Origin of the sequence: Spiribacter halobius, assembly GCF_020883455.1 — a bacterium.
Lineage (GTDB): Bacteria > Pseudomonadota > Gammaproteobacteria > Nitrococcales > Nitrococcaceae > Sediminicurvatus > Sediminicurvatus halobius.
In genome coordinates this window covers 2,013,723-2,031,006 of sequence record NZ_CP086615.1, presented here as the reverse complement: position 1 = coordinate 2,031,006, position 17,284 = coordinate 2,013,723, and the positions used below count along the sequence as shown (strand labels likewise).

The 17,284-nt window shown below is 71.7% G+C and carries 19 protein-coding genes and 1 tRNA gene; 4 read left to right on the top strand and 16 right to left on the bottom strand.

The window, feature by feature from the left end:
- Nucleotides 1-5 precede the first annotated feature (5 nt).
- Both LMH63_RS09270 and LMH63_RS19500 read right to left on the bottom strand, forming a co-directional pair.
- A complete protein-coding gene (locus LMH63_RS09270) occupies nt 6-443 on the bottom strand; it encodes a PIN domain-containing protein (RefSeq protein WP_109677757.1) in 438 nt (145 codons plus the stop codon).
- Nucleotides 443-682, bottom strand: coding sequence for a ribbon-helix-helix protein, CopG family (locus tag LMH63_RS19500; protein ID WP_109677754.1), 240 nt, complete (start codon nt 680-682; stop codon nt 443-445). Before LMH63_RS19500 ends, LMH63_RS09270 begins: the two co-directional genes overlap by 1 nt.
- A gap of 182 nt (nt 683-864) precedes the next feature.
- On the opposite strand from LMH63_RS19500, the gene LMH63_RS09265 reads away from it, so the two are divergent.
- Nucleotides 865-1,704 carry an aldo/keto reductase gene (locus tag LMH63_RS09265; protein WP_199225626.1) on the top strand — a complete coding sequence of 280 codons (840 nt, stop codon included), beginning with the start codon at nt 865-867 and terminating at the stop codon, nt 1,702-1,704.
- 51 nt (nt 1,705-1,755) lie between these two features.
- Here the strand turns inward: LMH63_RS09265 and LMH63_RS09260 are convergent.
- Nucleotides 1,756-1,832 (bottom strand) — tRNA-Glu (locus LMH63_RS09260).
- 133 nt (nt 1,833-1,965) lie between these two features.
- Between LMH63_RS09260 and LMH63_RS09255 the strand changes: the two genes are divergently transcribed.
- Nucleotides 1,966-3,561: an SPOR domain-containing protein gene (locus tag LMH63_RS09255; RefSeq protein WP_109677752.1), complete on the top strand. Its 1,596-nt coding sequence runs from the start codon at nt 1,966-1,968 to the stop codon at nt 3,559-3,561.
- 264 nt (nt 3,562-3,825) lie between these two features.
- Here LMH63_RS09255 and LMH63_RS09250 read toward each other — a convergent pair whose 3' ends face one another.
- Entirely contained in the window at nt 3,826-4,728 is a 903-nt protein-coding gene (locus LMH63_RS09250; protein ID WP_109677750.1) for a GGDEF domain-containing protein, read from the bottom strand.
- 188 nt (nt 4,729-4,916) lie between these two features.
- Here LMH63_RS09250 and LMH63_RS09245 point away from each other — a divergent pair, with 188 nt between their 5' ends.
- On the top strand, nt 4,917-6,095 hold the full coding sequence (locus tag LMH63_RS09245; RefSeq protein WP_109677748.1) for a flagellar hook-length control protein FliK: 1,179 nt from the start codon (nt 4,917-4,919) through the stop codon (nt 6,093-6,095).
- Entirely contained in the window at nt 6,082-6,390 is a 309-nt protein-coding gene (locus LMH63_RS09240; protein WP_109677746.1) for an EscU/YscU/HrcU family type III secretion system export apparatus switch protein, read from the top strand. The genes LMH63_RS09245 and LMH63_RS09240 overlap by 14 nt, the downstream gene beginning before the upstream one ends.
- 616 nt (nt 6,391-7,006) lie before the next feature.
- Here the strand turns inward: LMH63_RS09240 and LMH63_RS09235 are convergent.
- The 12 genes from LMH63_RS09235 to flhF are packed head-to-tail and all read right to left on the bottom strand — an operon-like array spanning nt 7,007 to nt 17,265.
- Nucleotides 7,007-7,432, bottom strand: coding sequence for a DUF2802 domain-containing protein (locus LMH63_RS09235; protein WP_109677744.1), 426 nt, complete (start codon nt 7,430-7,432; stop codon nt 7,007-7,009).
- On the bottom strand, nt 7,401-7,580 hold the full coding sequence (locus LMH63_RS09230) for a hypothetical protein (RefSeq protein WP_146205189.1): 180 nt from the start codon (nt 7,578-7,580) through the stop codon (nt 7,401-7,403). Before LMH63_RS09230 ends, LMH63_RS09235 begins: the two co-directional genes overlap by 32 nt.
- Nucleotides 7,581-7,636: 56 nt before the next feature.
- Complete coding sequence (locus tag LMH63_RS09225) at nt 7,637-8,116, bottom strand: chemotaxis protein CheW (RefSeq protein WP_109677740.1); 480 nt, start codon at nt 8,114-8,116, stop codon at nt 7,637-7,639.
- Nucleotides 8,109-8,915 carry a chemotaxis protein CheW gene (locus LMH63_RS09220; protein WP_109677738.1) on the bottom strand — a complete coding sequence of 269 codons (807 nt, stop codon included), beginning with the start codon at nt 8,913-8,915 and terminating at the stop codon, nt 8,109-8,111. The genes LMH63_RS09225 and LMH63_RS09220 overlap by 8 nt, the downstream gene beginning before the upstream one ends.
- Nucleotides 8,908-9,702, bottom strand: coding sequence for a ParA family protein (locus tag LMH63_RS09215; RefSeq protein ID WP_109677736.1), 795 nt, complete (start codon nt 9,700-9,702; stop codon nt 8,908-8,910). The genes LMH63_RS09220 and LMH63_RS09215 overlap by 8 nt, the downstream gene beginning before the upstream one ends.
- 4 nt (nt 9,703-9,706) lie before the next feature.
- Nucleotides 9,707-10,867: a protein-glutamate methylesterase/protein-glutamine glutaminase gene (locus LMH63_RS09210; RefSeq protein ID WP_109677735.1), complete on the bottom strand. Its 1,161-nt coding sequence runs from the start codon at nt 10,865-10,867 to the stop codon at nt 9,707-9,709.
- 33 nt (nt 10,868-10,900) lie between these two features.
- Nucleotides 10,901-13,165 (bottom strand): chemotaxis protein CheA, encoded by a 2,265-nt coding sequence (locus LMH63_RS09205; RefSeq protein ID WP_109677733.1) that lies wholly within the window; start codon nt 13,163-13,165, stop codon nt 10,901-10,903.
- A 29-nt stretch (nt 13,166-13,194) separates the two neighbouring features.
- Nucleotides 13,195-13,953: a protein phosphatase CheZ gene (locus LMH63_RS09200; protein ID WP_373317927.1), complete on the bottom strand. Its 759-nt coding sequence runs from the start codon at nt 13,951-13,953 to the stop codon at nt 13,195-13,197.
- Nucleotides 13,954-13,956: 3 nt separating this feature from the next.
- Nucleotides 13,957-14,349: a chemotaxis response regulator CheY gene (cheY, locus tag LMH63_RS09195; protein WP_109677944.1), complete on the bottom strand. Its 393-nt coding sequence runs from the start codon at nt 14,347-14,349 to the stop codon at nt 13,957-13,959.
- A 20-nt stretch (nt 14,350-14,369) separates the two neighbouring features.
- Complete coding sequence (locus tag LMH63_RS09190) at nt 14,370-15,095, bottom strand: RNA polymerase sigma factor FliA (protein WP_109677731.1); 726 nt, start codon at nt 15,093-15,095, stop codon at nt 14,370-14,372.
- Nucleotides 15,092-15,931, bottom strand: coding sequence for a MinD/ParA family protein (locus LMH63_RS09185; RefSeq protein WP_109677729.1), 840 nt, complete (start codon nt 15,929-15,931; stop codon nt 15,092-15,094). Before LMH63_RS09185 ends, LMH63_RS09190 begins: the two co-directional genes overlap by 4 nt.
- 32 nt (nt 15,932-15,963) lie before the next feature.
- Nucleotides 15,964-17,265, bottom strand: coding sequence for a flagellar biosynthesis GTPase FlhF (gene flhF / locus LMH63_RS09180; protein ID WP_109677727.1), 1,302 nt, complete (start codon nt 17,263-17,265; stop codon nt 15,964-15,966).
- Nucleotides 17,266-17,284: the final 19 nt, after the last annotated feature.

Genomic DNA, 17,284 nt, shown 5'->3' with positions numbered 1-17,284 from the left:
CCCTGTCACGGCGTTAGGTTGGAAGTCAACCCAATAAAGGTTGCGGGTGAGACAACGCTAGCGAACGACGGCGGATTTCGCAGAAGGGCGGTATCGCCGGTTACCAAAAGGGCCCCCGGGCGCGCTCCAAGCAGCAGCCAGAGATGCCGATCTCCGGGATCCGGTGGATCTTCGTCCAGCGTCGGGATCGGTTCCTGAAGCAGCGCATTCGCGACCAATGCCTCCAGGAGGCCGTCGATTTCAGCATCGCCAAGGCCGTGCAGCTGTCTGATCCGTGCGCGGAGAAGCACGCTGCGGTACTCCACGAGCAGTGGCAGCGAGAGCAGGTAGCGGAAGTTGCGCGCCAGCATGCCGTCGACAATGCGGACCGGCGGGGATTGCGGATCACGCGCGAGCAGACCAGCGATCAGCACATTGGTGTCGATGACGGCTGGCGGGGCCATCACCGACCCGCGCGATGGTCCCGGGTCTGCCGAATCGCAAGGTCGACGGCCTCGTCCGGCGGCAACCGCGCGTGTGCCCGAGCGCGCGCTACCAGGTCCGCTGCTGTCGTCGTGGACTTAACGCCGTACGCCTGGAGGCTCTCCTCGATCAGCTGCCGGATGCTCTTGCCCGTGCGGGCAGCAGTCTCCCTGAGGGCCCGCTGCTGCTCATCCGAGAGCGTAATCGTCAAGCGTCCCATATCGGCCTCTCGAGCAAGTACACCAACGCACCATAACACCACACTGCTCAACCAGAAAGTCGCAGCCCCGCCACTTCTCGTTCAGGCAATGACGGCACAACGTATCGGCACATCTGCTGCCGGCCAGCGACGACGCTGCTCTGATAGCCTGCCCGCACAACAGCGCAACCAACATACGGACCATGAGCATGCAATACGTCGAGCTACCCGCAGGTGAACGCGTGCCGGCGCTGGGCCAGGGCACCTGGCACATGGGCGAGCGCCGCGCCGAGCGCAAGGCCGAGGTGGCGGCCCTGCAGGCCGGCCTCGACCAGGGCCTGACCCTGATCGACACCGCGGAGATGTATGGCGACGGCGGCGCCGAGGAGGTGGTGGGCAAGGCCATCACCGGTCGCCGCGACGAGGTTTTCCTGGTCAGCAAGGTCTTCCCGCACAACGCCTCCCGCCGCGGCGTCGCCGCCGCCTGCGAGCGCAGCCTGCGCCGGCTTGGCACTGACCGCATCGACCTCTACCTGCTGCACTGGCGCGGCGGCGCGTCCCTCGGCGAGGCGGTGGCAGGGTTCCAGGACCTCCAGCAGGCCGGGAAGATCCGCCACTGGGGCGTGAGCAACCTGGATCTCGCCGACCTGGAGGAGCTCTGGGAAGTCCCCGGCGGCCGCGCCGTCGCCACCAACCAGCTGCTCTACCACCTGGGCGAGCGCGGCATCGAATGGGAGATCCAGCCCTGGCTGCGCCAGCGCGCGATCCCGGTCATGGCTTACTGCCCCTTCGGCCAGGGTGCGCTGCTGCGCCACCAGGAATTGCGGGCCTTTGCCGAGCGCCATGGCATCACGCCGGCCCAGGCGGCACTTGCCTGGCTCCTGGATCAAGGCGACGTCATCGCCATCCCGAAAACCGCGCACCGGGAGCGGGTGGCGGAGAACCGGGGGGCACTGGACATCCGGCTTACCGAGGAACAGCGCGCGGAGCTGGAGGGCCTGTTTCCGCCGCCGGCATCACGGCGGCCACTGGCGATTGTGTAGGGCGAAAGACTACGTCGCGGCCCGGTGCGCTTTATTTGCCAACCAGAGAAATGGCGTCCCCAACGGGATTCGAACCCGTGTCGCCACCTTGAAAGGGTGGTGTCCTAGGCCAGCTAGACGATGGGGACGTGTCCGGTAAAGCGTCGGAAATACTAGGGAGGGTGCCCCCGGGAGTCAAGGCGCGGGGCGTGCGTCGGCGCTGGTGTCCGAGGCTGGTGCGGCCCTAGACTGAGCGCCGTTCTCACTGCCGGGAGGCGGTCGATGGCCGACACAGGGGACGAGCGGCGCCTGGCGCCGGAGGCGCTGGAGGCGCTTGGGCTGCAGCACCAGCCGTTCGACGGCGTGGCGCCGGTGCCGCCGGACGAGGACGACGAGACGCGGGTAAACCTTGCACTCGGTGTGCTCGATGCCCGGGCGACGCCGCTGCTGGTGAGCGGGCTGCCCGGCAGCGGGCGCACGCATTTCCTCGCCCAGGTCGCCGAGGCGGCGGAGACGCTGGCCGCCACGCGGGTGGACGCGCGCTCTGAGGACCCGGCGGCCGCGCTGGTGGCGGTGAGTGGCCGCCGCGGGCCGCAGGCGCTGCTGGTGGACAACGCGGACGCCCTCGACGGCGCGAGTCTGGACGCCCTGCTCCGCCACGCCCGGGAGCTCGACTGCGGGCTGGCGCTGGCGCTGGAGGAGCGCACGGCCGAGGCCACCGCGCGCCAGGTGAGCGACACGCTGGCGTTGGCCGAGCCGCCGCCGGTGCTGCGCCTGCCGCCGTTCTCGGAGCAGAAGACGCGTATCCATGTCGACCACCGCATCACCGCCGCCGGCGGCAGCCCGAGCCGGCTGCTGCGCCCGGCGGACTACCGGCGCATTCATCGCGTCTCCGAGGGACTGCCGGGGCGGATCGACACTGCGGCTGCGGCGGTGCTGCGGGCCAAGGCCCGGCACGGCGGCGCCGGCGGGGGCCTGCTGGGCGGCCATGGCCGGACGCTGCTGCTCGCCGGCGGCGCGCTCGCGCTGGCCGTGCTCTCGCTGAACGTGCTTGGCCCCTTTGGTGGCGAGGAGACGGAGACATTCGAGGACACCAGCGACCGCGAGACCGTTGCCATCGATATCACCCGCAACGATGGCGACGAGGCTGACGCGGAGGGCGCGGCTGATCGGGAGGGGGCGGACGCCCTGACCAACACCGAGGACGAACCGACGGCTTCCGGGAGCGAGCTGTCCGCCGCCGACGAGGCGGCCGTTTCCGACGGCCCGGTGCCGGACGCGCCGCCGGAGGCGGAGCCGCTGGACGTCTGGACATTGCCCGACCCGCTGGCCGGACTCGCCGAGACCGAAGGAGACGACGCGGCTGAAGCCGCGGAGGTGGCGCCGGCTGCCGGAGGCAGCGAAGGCTCCGCCGACGCGGACGTTGCGACGACCGTCGAGACAGACGACGCCGCGGCAGCCGCGGACGGCTCATCCGAAGAGGTTGATGAGGTTGCGGGGGCAGCGGAGGAGACACCGGAGGCGGAGGCCGCAGACACCGCTGCCGGATCGGGGGACACGGGCGACGCTGGCGAGGCGCCGGCCACGCCTGCCGACGACAATGACTGGTTCGCCACGCGGCCGGCGGATCACTACACGATCCAGCTTCTGGCTGCCCGCCAGATGAGTACCGTGGAGCGCTTCCTCGGCCAGAATCCGGAGATTGCGGACGAAGTGCGGGTGGTGCGGGGCGAGCGCGATGGCGGTGAGTGGTATCGGCTGTTCCTCGGTGACTATGCGGAGCGCGAGGCGGCCAGGGAGGCGTTGGCGGCGCTGCCGGAGGGGGCCCGCAGCGCCGGGGCCTGGACGCCGACGTTTGGGTCGGTGAGGGGTGGGTAGTTTCCGGTCCGGTGCCTAACCGCGTGCCGCGCTCCGCGCGGCTGTCGGCGAGCGCTACGCGCTTGCCGACCTACATGGGATGTTGCATGCGGCTTCGCCGTGCACAAGCTGCGGGCCCTGGCGGCGAGTGAGGGGCGTTTGCCTATCGACCGTGCCGCTCGACGTGCAGTGCCGCCGGGGTTGCATTAATCGGGATGTCGCACACGGCTTCGCCGTGCACGACCTACAGGCCATTGCAGCCTGCCCTCGCCGCGGGGCGCGGGGTCAGTCCTTCTCGACGCGGGTCTCCGGGTTGGCCTTGGCGTTATAGAGGGCGCGGTCGGCGCGGTCGAAGAGCTCGTCCGCGCTTTCATTGCCGCGCCGCTCGGCGATACCGGCACTTACGCTGACAGGCAGTTCCAGGTCGCCTTCGCGGAACGGGCTCTCGCCGAGCGCCCGCACCAGCCGCGCGGCCAGACAGCGGGCGCCATCGGCGCCGGTCTGGCGGGTGAGCAGGACGAACTCGTCGCCGCCGTAGCGGAAGAGCAGGTCGCTGCCGCGGGCGAAGCGCTTGAGCTGCCCGGCCACATGGGTCAGGAAGGCATCGCCGAGGCGGTGGCCGTGCTCGTCGTTGACCTGCTTGAACGCGTCGATGTCCAGCACCACCAGCGCCAGCGGGGCGGCGTGGCGCCGGGCGAGCTCGAGCTCCCGGGCCAGCATGTCGTCCAGGGCGGCGCGGTTGTAGAGTCCGGTGAGCGCGTCGCAGCGCGCCTGTCGGAGCGCACGCTGATGCGCGATGGCATTCCGCAGCGGCCGCTCCAGCAGGATGATGGCCTCCTCCAGGCGCTCCAGCTCCGGCTCGGTGAAGCGGATGCGGCGCTCGACCGTGAGCCTCCCGAGGGGGCCGCCATCGGCGTCGCTCAGGCGGTATTCGGCACGATGGCTGAGGCCGCGCCGTGCGCCGCCATGGAGCAGGCGCCCTTCGGCATCCTCGAAACGTACACGGTCCACCGGCAGCCAGTGGCCCAGCTCTTCCGCAAACAGGCCAAGCACGGCCCGCGGCTCGAGCACCGACTGGAGATAGAACAGCATCCGCGCGGCGGCGGAGGCCCGGCTTTCCGCCCCCACGGCCGGGGGCATCACGCTGCTACCCACCGGGCCGCCCGCGGACTGATACTGTTCGGCCATGCTGCAATCCTTTCTCCATGCTTGGGTTGCAGGGGCTTCTGCGAGAAGTGTGCCAACGAAAAACCGCCGCTATCGCGGGCGTAATGTCGACATTCTGACGGATTCTTCACGATGACAATGCCGGCCAGTATAGACCGTCGGATTCCCGACTCGCCCGTCGGGTTCCCGATAAAGCGCGCGGGCAGCCCATGAAGCTGCCCGCCTCCGCTGCCCTGCCGCGCCTGCCGCTGCCCGCCGGCGAGCGGCCGACGCTGCCGGCCGCCCCGGGCACGCGCCTGCAGGGCGAGGTGGTCCGCGGCGAGGACGCCCGGCTGGCGGTGCGCGTGGGCCGGCTGACGCTGCCGCTGCCCCGGGGCGCCGACCTGGCCGCCGGCGAGCGGCTGACCCTGCAGGTTACGGAGGACAAGGGTCGCCTCGCCCTGGAGATCGTCGCCCGGCGACGCGAAGCGCCGCCGGCCGAGACCAGCGCAATACGCCGCCATCAGCCCCGGCAGCAGCCCCTGGGCGAGGCGATGCGGGCCCTGCCCCCGGCCCTGCGCGCCGCCCCGGCGCGCAGCGAGGCTGGTACGCCGGCGCCGACAGGGCCCCAGCCGCAGACGGCGCCGGGCGCCCTCGCGCCGCCCGTGCGCCAGGCGGCGGAGGCGCTGCTGGCCGCCCTGCCCTCGCCGCGCACACTGGCGGACGCCGAGGGCCTGCGCACCGCCCTGCGCGATTCCGGCGTGCTGCTGGAGCCCCTGCTCGCGCGCACACCGCCCCAGCGCGTGCCGGAGCTCGCCGGCCAGGACGTGAAGGCGCTGCTCGCCCGCTTCGCCGACCGGGTGCGCGGCCAGCTCGCGGCGACGGGGGGCGCGGACACGACGGTGGACGAAGGCCTGCAGCGTCAGCTGCTGGAGCTCGCCCGCGGCAGCGAGGCGGCGCTGAGCCGGCTGGCCCTGCTGCAGCTCGAGCCTGGCCAGGGCGGCGAGGCCAACCGCCTCGACCTGGCCTTCGAGCTGCTGATCAACGCCCAGGGCGAGCTGGATACCCTGAACCTGCGCCTGCGCGGCCCGCTGGAGGAGGAGCGCGACGGCCAGGGCGGTGAGACTCCGGAGGAGGACGAATGGAGCGTGGACGTGACCCTCGCCTTCGCCGACGGCGACCGCCTGGAGGCGCGCCTGTGGCTCGGCGCCGAGGGGCTCGGGGTGCACTGGTGGAGCGAGAGCGAGGCGCTGCGGGGGCGGCTGGAGTCGATGCTGCCGCAGCTGGCCGCGCAGCTGGAGGCGGCGGGGCTCGCCGTCGCCACCCTGGAGGCCTGGCCGGGCCGGCCGCGGCAACCCGCGGACCGCATCACGCTGCCGGCGGCGGGGGTGCTCGATGAGCGGGCCTAAGCGCGAGCGGCGCCAGGAGCGCATCGCGGTTGCACTGGAGTACACCGGGGAGGCGCCCAGGGTCACCGCCCAGGGCCGCGGCGCCCTGGCCGAGGAGATCCTGCGCCTCGCCGAGGCCCACGACATCCCCCTGCAGAACGACCGCGACCTGGTGGAGGTGCTCGCGAAGCTCCCCCTCAACCAGGAGATCCCCGCCCCGCTCTACCGCGCGGTCGCCGAGGTGATTGCCTTTGCGTACCTGGTCAAGGGGCGGCGGCCGGGCTCGGGGGGTGCGCCGGATCGGGGCGGGGATTAGGGGATTAACCGCGAAGGCGCGAAGGGCGCAAAGGCGACGCAAAAGGAATTAGGTCGGCAGGCGGACTGCCAGGCGCCGCGCTCGGCGCGGCTGTCGGCGAGCGCTCTGCGCTTGCCGACCTACAGGACTTCGTCGCTTTGTGTTTAATCCTGCGTCCGTTGGGGCAAAGGTCTGACGGGGGCGATTAAACACAACGACACCACGAGCACCACGGGTCACAACGATGGGAGTTTTCGTGGTGAATCGTTGTGTCCGTTGTGTCGTTGTGTTCCAAAACGGCGCGTGGCATTGGGCCAGCGGATGGTCTGGGGATGTCGCACGCGGCGTTGCCGCGCACGACGTACTTTGCTTTGTGCATAATCCTGCGTCCGTTGGGGCAAAAGTCTGACGGGGGCGATTAAACACAACGACACCACGAGCACCACGGGTCACAACGATGGGAGTTTTCGTGGTGAATCGTTGTGTCCGTTGTGTCGTTGTGTTCAACAGCGGCGCGTGGCGTGGGCCCGGCGGATGGCTTGGGGGTGTCGCACGCGGCGTTGCCGCGCACGACCTGCTTTGCTTTGCGCCCTTCGCGTCTTCGCGGTTAATCCCACGTCGGCCAGAAAGCCAGAGTTCAGCCCTCGGCGCGGGATTCCTGATGCAGGAGGACGACGAGGTCGGCTTCCATCTGGGAGAGGCCGCAGGTTTCCATGATCTCGCCGGCGGGGTGGCCCTTGCGGGCCATGCGGATGGCCTGCTCGAAGGCGGCGCCGCCGCCCTCCTGGCTGGCCACCTGGTCCAGGCGCTCGCGCAGGCGCTCCAGGTCCTGCTGCAGGCGGGCCAGGTTGCGGCTCTGGCCCACGGTGCCGGCGGTCAGCCCGCGGAACTGCTCGGCGGTGTCGCGGGACTGGGCCTCGATGCGGGCGAGCTCACCGGCGAGGCGGCGGTTGGCCACCAGCGCCACGGCGGCAATGGCCAGGGCGAAGGCGGCGATGATGACGGCGATCAGCGGCAGGAGCGGCATGGGCTCAAGCGTAATCGTCCACGAGCGGCCCGTCATCCTTGCGCTCGCCGTCGTCGTCGGTGATATCCCCCGGGCGGCGGCGCTTTTTCGGCGGCTTTTCCGGGCGCGGCTCCTCGCGCCGGTCGCGCCGCGGGCGCACCGGCGTGGTCGGCGACGTCGGCCGGACCGGATCCTGCTCGTCCACGATGCGCGCGGCGGGCGGCGGGCGCAGACGCCGGGCACGCCGCCCGGCGGCCTGCGTCAGAGCGCCGCCACCTCCTCCCACTCGTCCCGCGTCAGCAGGCGGTTGACGTCCACCAGGATGGTCAGCGAGTCCTCGCGGCTGACCACGCCCCAGATGTAGCGGGCGGCGTCGTCGTTGCCGACGTTCGGAGCGGTGTCCACCTCGGACTCGCGCACGTAGGTCACCTCGGCCACGCCGTCCACCACGATGCCGGCCACCTGGTCCTCGGTCTCCACCACCATGATGCGGTCGCCGTCCTCGGGGGTCTTCTGCTCGAGGCCGAAGCGCATGCGGGTGTCGATAACCGTGACCACGTTGCCGCGCAGGTTGATGATGCCCATCACGTACGGCGGCGCCCCGGGCACCGGGGCGATCTCGGTCATGGGCAGGACTTCCTGCACCTGCATGACGTTGATGCCGTAGACCTCGTCATCGAGCTTGAAGGTCACCCACTGGGTTGTCGCGTCCTCCACCCGCGCTGCCTGCTGCTCAGCCATGTCCTGTTCTCCTGTCCGCTGTGGCCGCCGCGCCGGCGGCGGTCCCCTGTTGGAGCATATCGGCAAAGGCCCCGGTATCCATGAGGGCACAGAGGCGCCCGAGCACCGTGCCGGCGAGCCAGGGCCGCTGGCCGCCGGCGCCCCGCCACTTGACCTCGTCGGGGCGCAGCCGGATCACCTCGCCCACCGTGCGGCAGGCGAGGCCCCAGCGCCCGTCCCCCACCAGCAGGATATGTCCGGGCCCGGTCTGCGCCTCCGCGGCCGGCCGGCGCTCGGCGGGCAGTACCAGGCGCTCGGTGTCGATGACGGTGACGTTGCGGTCGCGGTGGCGCATGAGGCCATGCACCCAGGCCGGCTGCCGGGGCATGGTGCTCACGTGATCGCCGTCCCAGGGGACGACGCCCTCCAGGGTGATCAGCGGCACCGCGAGGCTCAGCCGGCCGACCTGGAAGAGCAGGGCCTGGAAGCTGGGATGGGCCCATTCGGGGGGCTCGCCGGGGGCGCGGGCTGGCGCCGAGGCCGGCTCGGGGATTCGCGGCGGGGGCGCCGCTCCTACAGGCTTCGATTCGGCCGCTGGGGTGGCTTCGGCTGTGGGAGGCGCGATTTCGCGGCGATGCTCCGGGGCCTTCGTCCGGCGCTCACGCGCCGGATCGCGGTCGGAGACCGCTCCCACTGAGGAGGATTTGCGATCGGAGACCGCTCCTCGGGGCGCCTCCTCCGGGATCTCCCGCAGCAGCGCGTCGAGGTAATCGTAGATGGCCGCGTCCTGCTCCAGCAGGGTGGTCTTCGGCTCAGCCATGGCCTGCCGCCTCCTCGCTGCCAGCGGCGGCGGGCTCGGCCTCCAGGGCCTGCAGCAGCTTGCGGTAGGCCTGGCTGCCGCGCTCCCAGGGGTGGGCGACGGTGAGCGGGCGGCCCTGCTTGCTGGCCTCGCGGAACTGGGTGTCCTCGGGGATGACCCCGCTCCAGAGCGTCTCGCCGTGCTGCTCGCGCAGCGCCGCCAGGCTCTCGGTGGAGGCCCGGGTGCGCGGGTCGTACATGGTGGGCACGATGACGTAGGGCAGCGGATGGGTGCGCGAGCGCTGGATCATGGCCAGCGTCGCGAGCATGCGGTCGAGGCCCTTGAGCGCCAGGAACTCGGTCTGCACCGGGATGATCAGCCGCTCGCTCGCCGCCAGCGCGTTGACCATGAGCACGCCGAGCATCGGCGGGCAGTCCAGGAGCACGCGGTCGTAGTCACCGCCGAGGCTCGCCAGCGCGCGGCGCAGGATCAGCCCCATGCCCTGGCGGGTGCCAAGCTGGCGGTCCAGGGTGGCGAGCGCCGTCGCCGCCGGCAGCAGGTCCAGGCCCTCGACGCCGGTGCCGCGCACCAGCCCCGCCGGCACCTGTCCGTTGCCGCGGAAGACGTCATACAGACTCGGCGAGACGGATTCCGGGTCGACGCCGAAGTAGGCGGTGAGCGAACCGTGGGGGTCGAGGTCCACCAGCAGCGCACGCTGGCGGCGCAGCGTGCACAGCCCGCCGAGGCTCACCACCGTGGTGGTCTTGCCCACCCCGCCCTTCTGGTTGGCGACGGTCCACACGCGCATGGCATCAGTGCCGTATGGCCGCGAGCGCGGGGCCGACGGCGTCGAGGTCGAGGACGCTGTCGCTGAGCCCGGCCTTGGTGACCGCCCCCGGCATGCCGTAGATGACGCTGCTGGCCTCGTCCTGGGCCCAGATCAGCGAGCCGCCCTGCTTCAGTGTTGCCGCACCCCGGGCGCCGTCGGAGCCCATGCCGGTGAGCACCACGCCCAGCACCCGGCCGGGGAAGGCCTCGGCGGCGGCCTCGAAGGCGATGTCCACGCTCGGCTTGTAGAACTGGCCGGCGCCGGCCTCGAACAGGTGCACGCTGGTCAGCGCCCCCTGGCGGCGCAGGCCGAGCTGCACGCCGCCGGGGGCGAGCAGCGCCGTGCCGGGGCGCAGCAGGTCGCCCTCCTGCGCCTCGCGCACGCGAATCTGGCAGATCTGATCGAGCCGCTGGGCGAAGGCGGTGGTGAAGCTCGCCGGCATGTGCTGGATGAGCAGCAGCGGGAACGGGAACGTCGCCGGCAGCGCAGTGAGCACCCGCTGCAGGGCCACCGGGCCGCCGGTGGAGGTGCCGATGACCACGAGCTGCACGCGACCGGGGGCGACCTCCGGCGGGCGTTGCGGGCGGACGGGTGGCGCGGCGGCAGGAGCGGCGCCCTCGCCGCGCATCGGCGCCGATTGGGATTCGCGGCGGGGCTCGGGTCCGGCTGCACCGGTTCGCGGCGAGGGCGCCGCGCCTGCCGGGCCGTTGCCGGCGCTGCTGCCCGGTGGTGGGCCGCGGCGCGCGCGGCGGGCGACGAGCTTCACCCGCTCCCGCAGCAGGCGCTGGGCCTGCTCGGCGTCGCCGGAGAGGTCGGAGAAGCGCTTGGGCAGGAAGTCCACGGCGCCGGCGTCGAGGGCGTCGAAGGTGGGCTTGGCGCCGTCGTAGGTGAGCGAGGAGAACATGAGCACCGGCGTCGGGCAGCGGCGCATGATCTCGCGCACCGCCGAGATTCCGTCCATCTCCGGCATCTCGATGTCCATGGTGACCACGTCCGGGCGCAGCCGGCGCACCAGCTCCACCGCCTCGCGCCCGTTCGCCGCCTCGCCCACTACCTCGATGGCCGGGTCCGCCTCCAGCAGGGCGCGGATGCGCCGCCGGAAGAAGCCGGAGTCATCGACGATGAGCGCGCGCACGCTGGGCAAGAGGCGGTCCTCCCCGGGTCTCGGTGGCGGCGGCTACAGGCGGCCGCCGTACTGCTTGATCAGGCTCGGGATGTCGATGATCAGCGCGATCCGGCCATCGCCGGTGATGGTGGAGCCGGCCAGCCCGGGCAGGCCATGGAGCATGGCGCCGAGGGGCTTGATCACCACCTCCTCCAGGCCGATCACCTCGTCCACCACGAAGCCCACGGTCTGGTGGCCGATGGTCACGGTCACCACCTGATGCTCCGGCTCGCTCTCGGCGCTGCCCTCCAGGGTCGCCGCCGCGGCCATGGCGCCGGCGCCCATCTGCTGCAGCCAGCGCTCGAGGAAGAACAGCGGCATGGCCTTGCCGCGCACGCGCACCGTGAGCCGGCCGTCCACGGTGTTGGTGCGCGCCTGGTCCAGCTCGAAGATCTCCCGCACCACGGACATGGGCAGGGCGAACTTGCGCCCGCGGATGCGGACCATGAGGGTCGGCAGGATTGCCAGCGTCAGCGGCACCTTGATGCGGATGGTGGTGCCGACGCCGAGCTTCGAGTCGATGTCGATGCTGCCGTTCAGCCGGGAGATGCTGTTCTTGACCACGTCCATGCCGACGCCGCGGCCGGAGACGTCGGAGATCTGGTCCTTGGTGGAGAACCCGGGCAGGAAGATCAGGTTGAAGCAGTCGCCCGGATCCAGCCGGCGGGCGGACTCGGCGTCCATCAGGCCCTTGTCGACCACCTTCTGGCGCAGCGCCTCCGGGTCCATGCCGCGGCCGTCGTCGGCGATGGAGAGCAGGATGTGGTCACCCTCCTGCTCGGCGGAGAGCACCACGCTCCCCTGCCGCGGTTTGCCGGCGGCGACGCGCTCGTCCGGGTTCTCCATGCCGTGGTCCACCGCGTTGCGCACCAGGTGCACCAGCGGGTCCGCCAGCGCCTCCACCAGGTTCTTGTCGAGGTCGGTGTCCTCGCCGCGGGTGGTCAGCGCCACCTCCTTCTTCAGGCTGCGGGCGAGGTCGCGCACCACGCGCGGGAAGCGCCCGAAGACCTTCTTGATCGGCTGCATGCGGGTCTTCATCACCGCGTTCTGCAGATCCGAGGTCACGAGCTCCAGGTTGCCCACGGCATTGCCGAGGCGCTCGTCCTCCAGCTCGCCGCGCAGCGTCGCCAGGCGGTTGCGCACCAGCACCAGCTCGCCCACCAGGTTCATGATGTCGTCGAGCTTGGCGGTGTCCACGCGCACGCTGGTCTCGCCCCGCGGCGCCTGACCGCCCTGGGGCTTGTGGTCGCCGCTGCCGCCGCCGGCCGCAGCGCCACCGCGCCCGGCGCCCCGGCCGCCGCCCGCGCTCGCAGGCTTCGGCTCGGGCTCGGGCGCCGGCTCGGCCTTCGAGTCGGGTTCCTGCCCGGCGCTGGCCCGTGAGGCAGCCGGCGCCGCAGCATCGGCGGCTGATGGCGAGCCGGCTGCCGCGTCGGAGGCGCCGGCGGCCTCGGCACCGGGGCCGCGGCCCTCGCCGTGGAGCTCGTCCAGCAGCGCCTCGAACTCGTCCTCGCTGATGTGCTCGTCGCCGGACGCCGCTGCAGCCGCCTTCCCGGCAGCCTCCGGTGCGTCCGGCGGTTTGGCGCTGGCTGGCGCGTCGGCGGCGGCTGCCGGGCGGCCGGCATGGCGGCCCTGGCCGTGGAGCTCGTCCAGCAGGGCCTCGAATTCGTCCTCGTCGATCTCGTCGCCGCCGCCCTCCTGCGCCGGCGTCTCGCCGGCGGCCTCGGCGACCTTCTCCATGGCCTCGGCGGGCTCGTCCAGGGCGTCCAGCAGCGCCTCGAACTCGCGGTCGCTGATATCGCCCTCGGCCGGGTCGGCGCCCTGCGCGTCGCCGGATGCCGCGGGCGCGGCCGGCGGGTCGGCGGCGCCGGTGGCTGCGTCGTCCGCCCCGTCCGGGGCGTTGTGCCGGCGCAGGGTGCGCATCAGCTCCGGTGGCGCGGCGTCGAGACTCTCGCCATTCTCCAGCGCGGTGAACATGCCGTTGACCACGTCCAGGGCCTGCAGCACGGCGTCCATGAGCTCGGAGTCGACGGTCTTCTCCCCCGAGCGCAGGAGATTGAAGATGTCCTCGGTGACGTGGCAGATCTCCACCAGCCGGTCCAGCGCAAGGAAGCCGGCACCGCCCTTGATGGTGTGGAAGCCGCGGAAGACGGCGTTCAGCAGGTCCCGGTCCTCGGGCTGCTGCTCGAGGTCCACGAGCTGCTCGCCGAGGGACTCCAGAATCTCCCGGGACTCCACCAGGAAGTCCTGAACGATGTCGTCCTGCGGATCGATGTCCATGCCAGCCCCTCCGGAGGCGTGAATCGCAGTCAGAAGCCGAGGCTGGAGAGCAGGTCGTCGACCTCGTCCTGGCCGGAGACGACGTCGCCCTCCTGGCCCGGAATCGCGGGTCCGCGCCCGCGCCGGTCGGCCTCCTGGTCGTCCGCCTTATCGGCGGCGGCCGGGGTTTCTTCAGCGATGCGGTGGCCCGAGATGCGCACGAGCTCCACGAGCCCGTCCTCCACCTCCTGCACCAGGCCGATCACCCGGCGGATGATCTGCCCGGTGATGTCCTGATAGTCCTGCGCCATGAGCGCGTCCGAGAGATGCGCCTGCAGCGTCGCCGCCTCGCCGCCGCAGCGCTGGAGATAGGCCTCGATGTCCCGGGAGAGCTCCCGGAACTCCGCCGCCGAGAGCTCGCGCTGGCGGAAGCGCTGCCAGCGCTCGGCGAGCTTCCCCGCCTCGCCGGCCAGCCCCTCGGCCAGCGGCAGGCCAGACTCGATGGCGGTGAGCGTGCGGTGGGCGGCCTGCTCGGTGAGCTCGATGACGTGGTTCAGCCGCTCGCGGGCGTCGGGGATGTCGTTGGCCGCGATGTCGCCGAGGCGGGTATCCACCTTGAACGACTTCAGCGCCTCGTGCAGCTCGCGGGTGAGCGTGCCGAGCTCGCGGAAGAGCTCGCGCTCGCGCAGCCGCGCCAACGCCTCCACCGTGACCCGGGCGGCGTCCTCCTCGCCGGCCTCGATCTGGCGCACCAGCTCGCGGGCATGCGCGAGGTACTCATCCATGCTGAGCGTCGTCTCCTCGGCCACGGCTCACCCCGCCGCCTGGATGCGCTCGAAGATCTTCTCGATCTTCTCGCGCAGGGTGACGGCGGTGAAGGGCTTGACCACATACCCGTTCACCCCGGCCTGGGCCGCGGCGACGATCTGCTCGCGCTTGGCCTCGGCGGTGACCATGAGCACCGGCAGGTCCTTGAGCTCGTCGTCGGCGCGCACGGCCTCCAGCAGCTCCATGCCGGTCATCCCCGGCATGTTCCAGTCGGTGATGAGCAGGTCGAAGCCGCCGCCCTTGAGCTTCGGCAGCGCGGTGTTGCCGTCGTCGGCCTCGGTGACGTTCTCGAAACCGAGATCCCTCAGCAGGTTGCGGATGATCCGGCGCATGGTGGAGAAGTCGTCCACCACGAGGATCTTCATGTTCTTGTCCAGTGCCACGCCTACCCCCTGATTCAGCTATCCATCCAATCGGCCAGATGCCCGCGCAGCTTTAGCATGATGCGGCCGTGGATCTGACTGATGCGTGATTCCGTGACGCCGAGCACCTCGCCGATCTCGCGGAGGTTGAGCTCGTCGTCGTAGTAGAGCTGCATGATCAGCTGCTCGCGCTCCGGCAGCTTGCGGATGGCGGCGGCGAGATCCGCCTGGAAACCCTCCTGGCCGAGCACCGTGTCCGGCTGCGGCATATCCCCCGCCGGCTCCCAGTGCTCGCCGCCCTCGCTGTCGTCCTGGTCGATGCTGAACACCTTGGCAGCGGCCGAGTCCTGCAGGATGCGGTGGTATTCCTCGAGGCCGATGCCGAGCGCCTCCGCAACCTCGCTGTCCTTCGCCTCGCGCCCGGTGCGGTGCTCGATCTCGCGGATGGCGTCGGCCGCCTCCCGGGCCTTGCGGTGGACCGAGCGCGGGGTCCAGTCCAGGCGACGGATCTCGTCCAGCATGGCGCCGCGGATGCGGATCCCGGCGTAGGTGGAGAAGCTCGCGCCCTGGCCGGAGTCGAACTGGCGGGCGGCCTCCAGCAGGCCGATCATGCCGGCCTGGATGAGGTCCTCCACCTGCACCGAGGCGGGCAGGCGGCTCGCGAGGTGATGGGCAATGCGCTTGACCAGCGGCGCGTGGCGGACGACCACGTCGTCGCCGCTGCCGGCGCGCATCTGCTCGTACATGGCATGGCCGTTCATCCGACCACCCCCTGTCGTTCGCTGCCGTACTGGATGACGCGCTCGACGAAGAACTCCAGGTGCCCCTGGGCCCCGCTCGGCACGGGCCACTGGTCCACCCGCCGGGCGAGGTCGGTGAGCGCCCGCCCGGACGGGCTGCCGGGGAAGGCCTGCACCACCGGGCGCTGGCGCTGCACTGCCTTGCGCAGGGCGTCGTCCTCGGGGATGGCGGCGAGGTAGTCGAGCGTAAGGTCGAGGAAGCGGGTGGTCACCCGCGAGAGCTTGGAGAACAGCTCCTCGCCCTCGCGCGGGCTGCGCACCCGGTTGGCCACCATGTGGAAGCGCTGCACGTCGTGGTCGCGGTTCAGGACCTTCACCAGGGCGTAGGCGTCGGTGATGGACGAGGGCTCGTCGCAGACCACCACCAGCACTTCGCGGGCCGCCCGGGCGAAGCTCATCACCGAGTCGGAGATGCCGGCGGCGGTGTCGACGATGAGGTAGTCGATGTCGTGGCTGAGCTCGCTGAAGCTCTGGATGAGCCCGGCGTGCTCGGCGTGGCTGAGCTCCGCCATGCGCTGGGTGCCCGAGGACGCCGGCACCACGTGCATTCCCTCCGGGCCCGACACCAGCACCTCTTCCAGGCTCGCCTCGCCGTCGATGACGTGGGAGAGGTTCTTCCGCGGGCTGAGCCCGAGCACCACGTCGACGTTGGCGAGGCCGAGGTCGGCGTCGAGCAGCATCACCCCCCGGCCCTGGCTCGCCAGCGCGGTGGCGAGGTTCACCGAGACGTTGGTCTTGCCCACGCCCCCCTTGCCGCTGGTGACGGCGATCACCTTGACCGGTCGCGGTTTCGACATTCTTCTGAGTCCTGCCGCCTGATCCGTTGCGCTCATTCGCCGGCGCCCCCCGTCGCGCCCAGCGCAATGGCCAGGCTCTCCTCGTCCTCCCGGGAATCCTGCTCGCGGACCAGCGCCTGGGCGTCGGCGAGCAGCCGGTCGCTGCGGGCGGGACGCAGGTCCTCGGGCACGCGCTGGCCGTGGGCGACATAGGCCACCGGCAGGCGCGCCCGCAGCACGGCGGTGATCGCCCCGCCGAGGCTCCCGGCCTCGTCGGTCTTGCTGAGGATGCAGGCGGCCGGGCCGACGGCGCGGAAGCTGCGCACGGCGTCCATGAGGGAGGTGAGCTGGGTGCCCGCGGAGAGCACCAGATAGGGACGCACCTCGCGGCCGACGCGCTTCAGGGTCTGCAGCTGCTCGCCGAGGCGGAGGTCGCGCTGACTCATGCCGGCGGTGTCGATCAGCACCAGGCGCTTGTCGGCGAGGTCGGCGAGGACGCGCTCGAGCTCCGCGGCGTCGCCCGCCGTGTGCACCGGCACGCCGACGATGCGCGCGAAGCTGCGCAGCTGGTCCTGGCCGCCGATGCGGAAGTTGTCGGTAGTCACCAGCGCCACGTCGCGCTTGCCGTGGCGCAGCGCGAAGCGGGCCGCGAGCTTGGCCACGGTGGTGGTCTTGCCCACGCCCGTCGGCCCCACCAGGGCGACGATGCCGCCACGCTCGACGATGTCGTCGTCGGTGACCGGCAAATGGCGGGCGAGCGTGGTCATGGCCTGGTTCCAGGCGCGCTCGGGGTCGTCGCCCTCGCGCACGTGGTCGGCGAGCTTGCGGCAGACGTCAGGGCCCAGACCCAGGCCGTGCAGGCGGCGCAGGAGCGCCGCGCGCACCGGGCTGCGCTGGCCCATCTGCTGCCACTCCAGCAGCGTCAGCTGGCTCTGGAAGAGCGAGCGCAGGGTGCGCAGCTCCTCGCGCATGGCCTGCATGGCGGGCTCCTGGGACCACTGGATGCGGTTCGCCGCGGCGGGCGCGGGCGCCGGCTCGCTGGCGCCGGGCGGCGGCGGTGACGGTTCCTCGGCGAAGGATAGCGTCGGCTTTCCGTCGTCCTCGTCGTCGCCCACGGTCACGGACAGGCGGCTGCGCTCGGCGGCCGGGGCGCGCTCCGCGGGGGTGGGCGTGGCGGCCGGGGCCTGCCGGGCCGCCGCCTGGACGGCGTTCTCGTCGTAGTCGATGGCGGAGATCACCTCGACGCCGCCGTCGACGTTGCGGCTGGAGAGGATGACGGCGTCCGGGCCGTGCTCCTCGCGCACCAGGCGGATGGCCTGGCGCATGTCGCTGGCGAAAACGCGCTTGATCTTCATGCGGTTGCTTCCCGTCCGA

Excerpts from the sequence above, each read along its gene's own strand:
- LMH63_RS09270 (WP_109677757.1), bottom strand. The coding sequence starts at position 443 with ATGGCCCCGCCAGCCGTCATCGACACCAATGTGCTGATCGCTGGTCTG.
- LMH63_RS19500 (WP_109677754.1), bottom strand. The coding sequence starts at position 682 with ATGGGACGCTTGACGATTACGCTCTCGGATGAGCAGCAGCGGGCCCTC.
- LMH63_RS09265 (WP_199225626.1), top strand. The coding sequence starts at position 865 with ATGAGCATGCAATACGTCGAGCTACCCGCAGGTGAACGCGTGCCGGCG.
- LMH63_RS09255 (WP_109677752.1), top strand. The coding sequence starts at position 1,966 with ATGGCCGACACAGGGGACGAGCGGCGCCTGGCGCCGGAGGCGCTGGAG.
- LMH63_RS09250 (WP_109677750.1), bottom strand. The coding sequence starts at position 4,728 with ATGGCCGAACAGTATCAGTCCGCGGGCGGCCCGGTGGGTAGCAGCGTG.
- LMH63_RS09245 (WP_109677748.1), top strand. The coding sequence starts at position 4,917 with ATGAAGCTGCCCGCCTCCGCTGCCCTGCCGCGCCTGCCGCTGCCCGCC.
- LMH63_RS09240 (WP_109677746.1), top strand. The coding sequence starts at position 6,082 with ATGAGCGGGCCTAAGCGCGAGCGGCGCCAGGAGCGCATCGCGGTTGCA.
- LMH63_RS09235 (WP_109677744.1), bottom strand. The coding sequence starts at position 7,432 with ATGACGGGCCGCTCGTGGACGATTACGCTTGAGCCCATGCCGCTCCTG.
- LMH63_RS09225 (WP_109677740.1), bottom strand. The coding sequence starts at position 8,116 with ATGGCTGAGCAGCAGGCAGCGCGGGTGGAGGACGCGACAACCCAGTGG.
- LMH63_RS09220 (WP_109677738.1), bottom strand. The coding sequence starts at position 8,915 with ATGGCTGAGCCGAAGACCACCCTGCTGGAGCAGGACGCGGCCATCTAC.
- LMH63_RS09215 (WP_109677736.1), bottom strand. The coding sequence starts at position 9,702 with ATGCGCGTGTGGACCGTCGCCAACCAGAAGGGCGGGGTGGGCAAGACC.
- LMH63_RS09205 (WP_109677733.1), bottom strand. The coding sequence starts at position 13,165 with ATGGACATCGATCCGCAGGACGACATCGTTCAGGACTTCCTGGTGGAG.
- LMH63_RS09190 (WP_109677731.1), bottom strand. The coding sequence starts at position 15,095 with ATGAACGGCCATGCCATGTACGAGCAGATGCGCGCCGGCAGCGGCGAC.
- LMH63_RS09185 (WP_109677729.1), bottom strand. The coding sequence starts at position 15,931 with ATGTCGAAACCGCGACCGGTCAAGGTGATCGCCGTCACCAGCGGCAAG.
- flhF (WP_109677727.1), bottom strand. The coding sequence starts at position 17,265 with ATGAAGATCAAGCGCGTTTTCGCCAGCGACATGCGCCAGGCCATCCGC.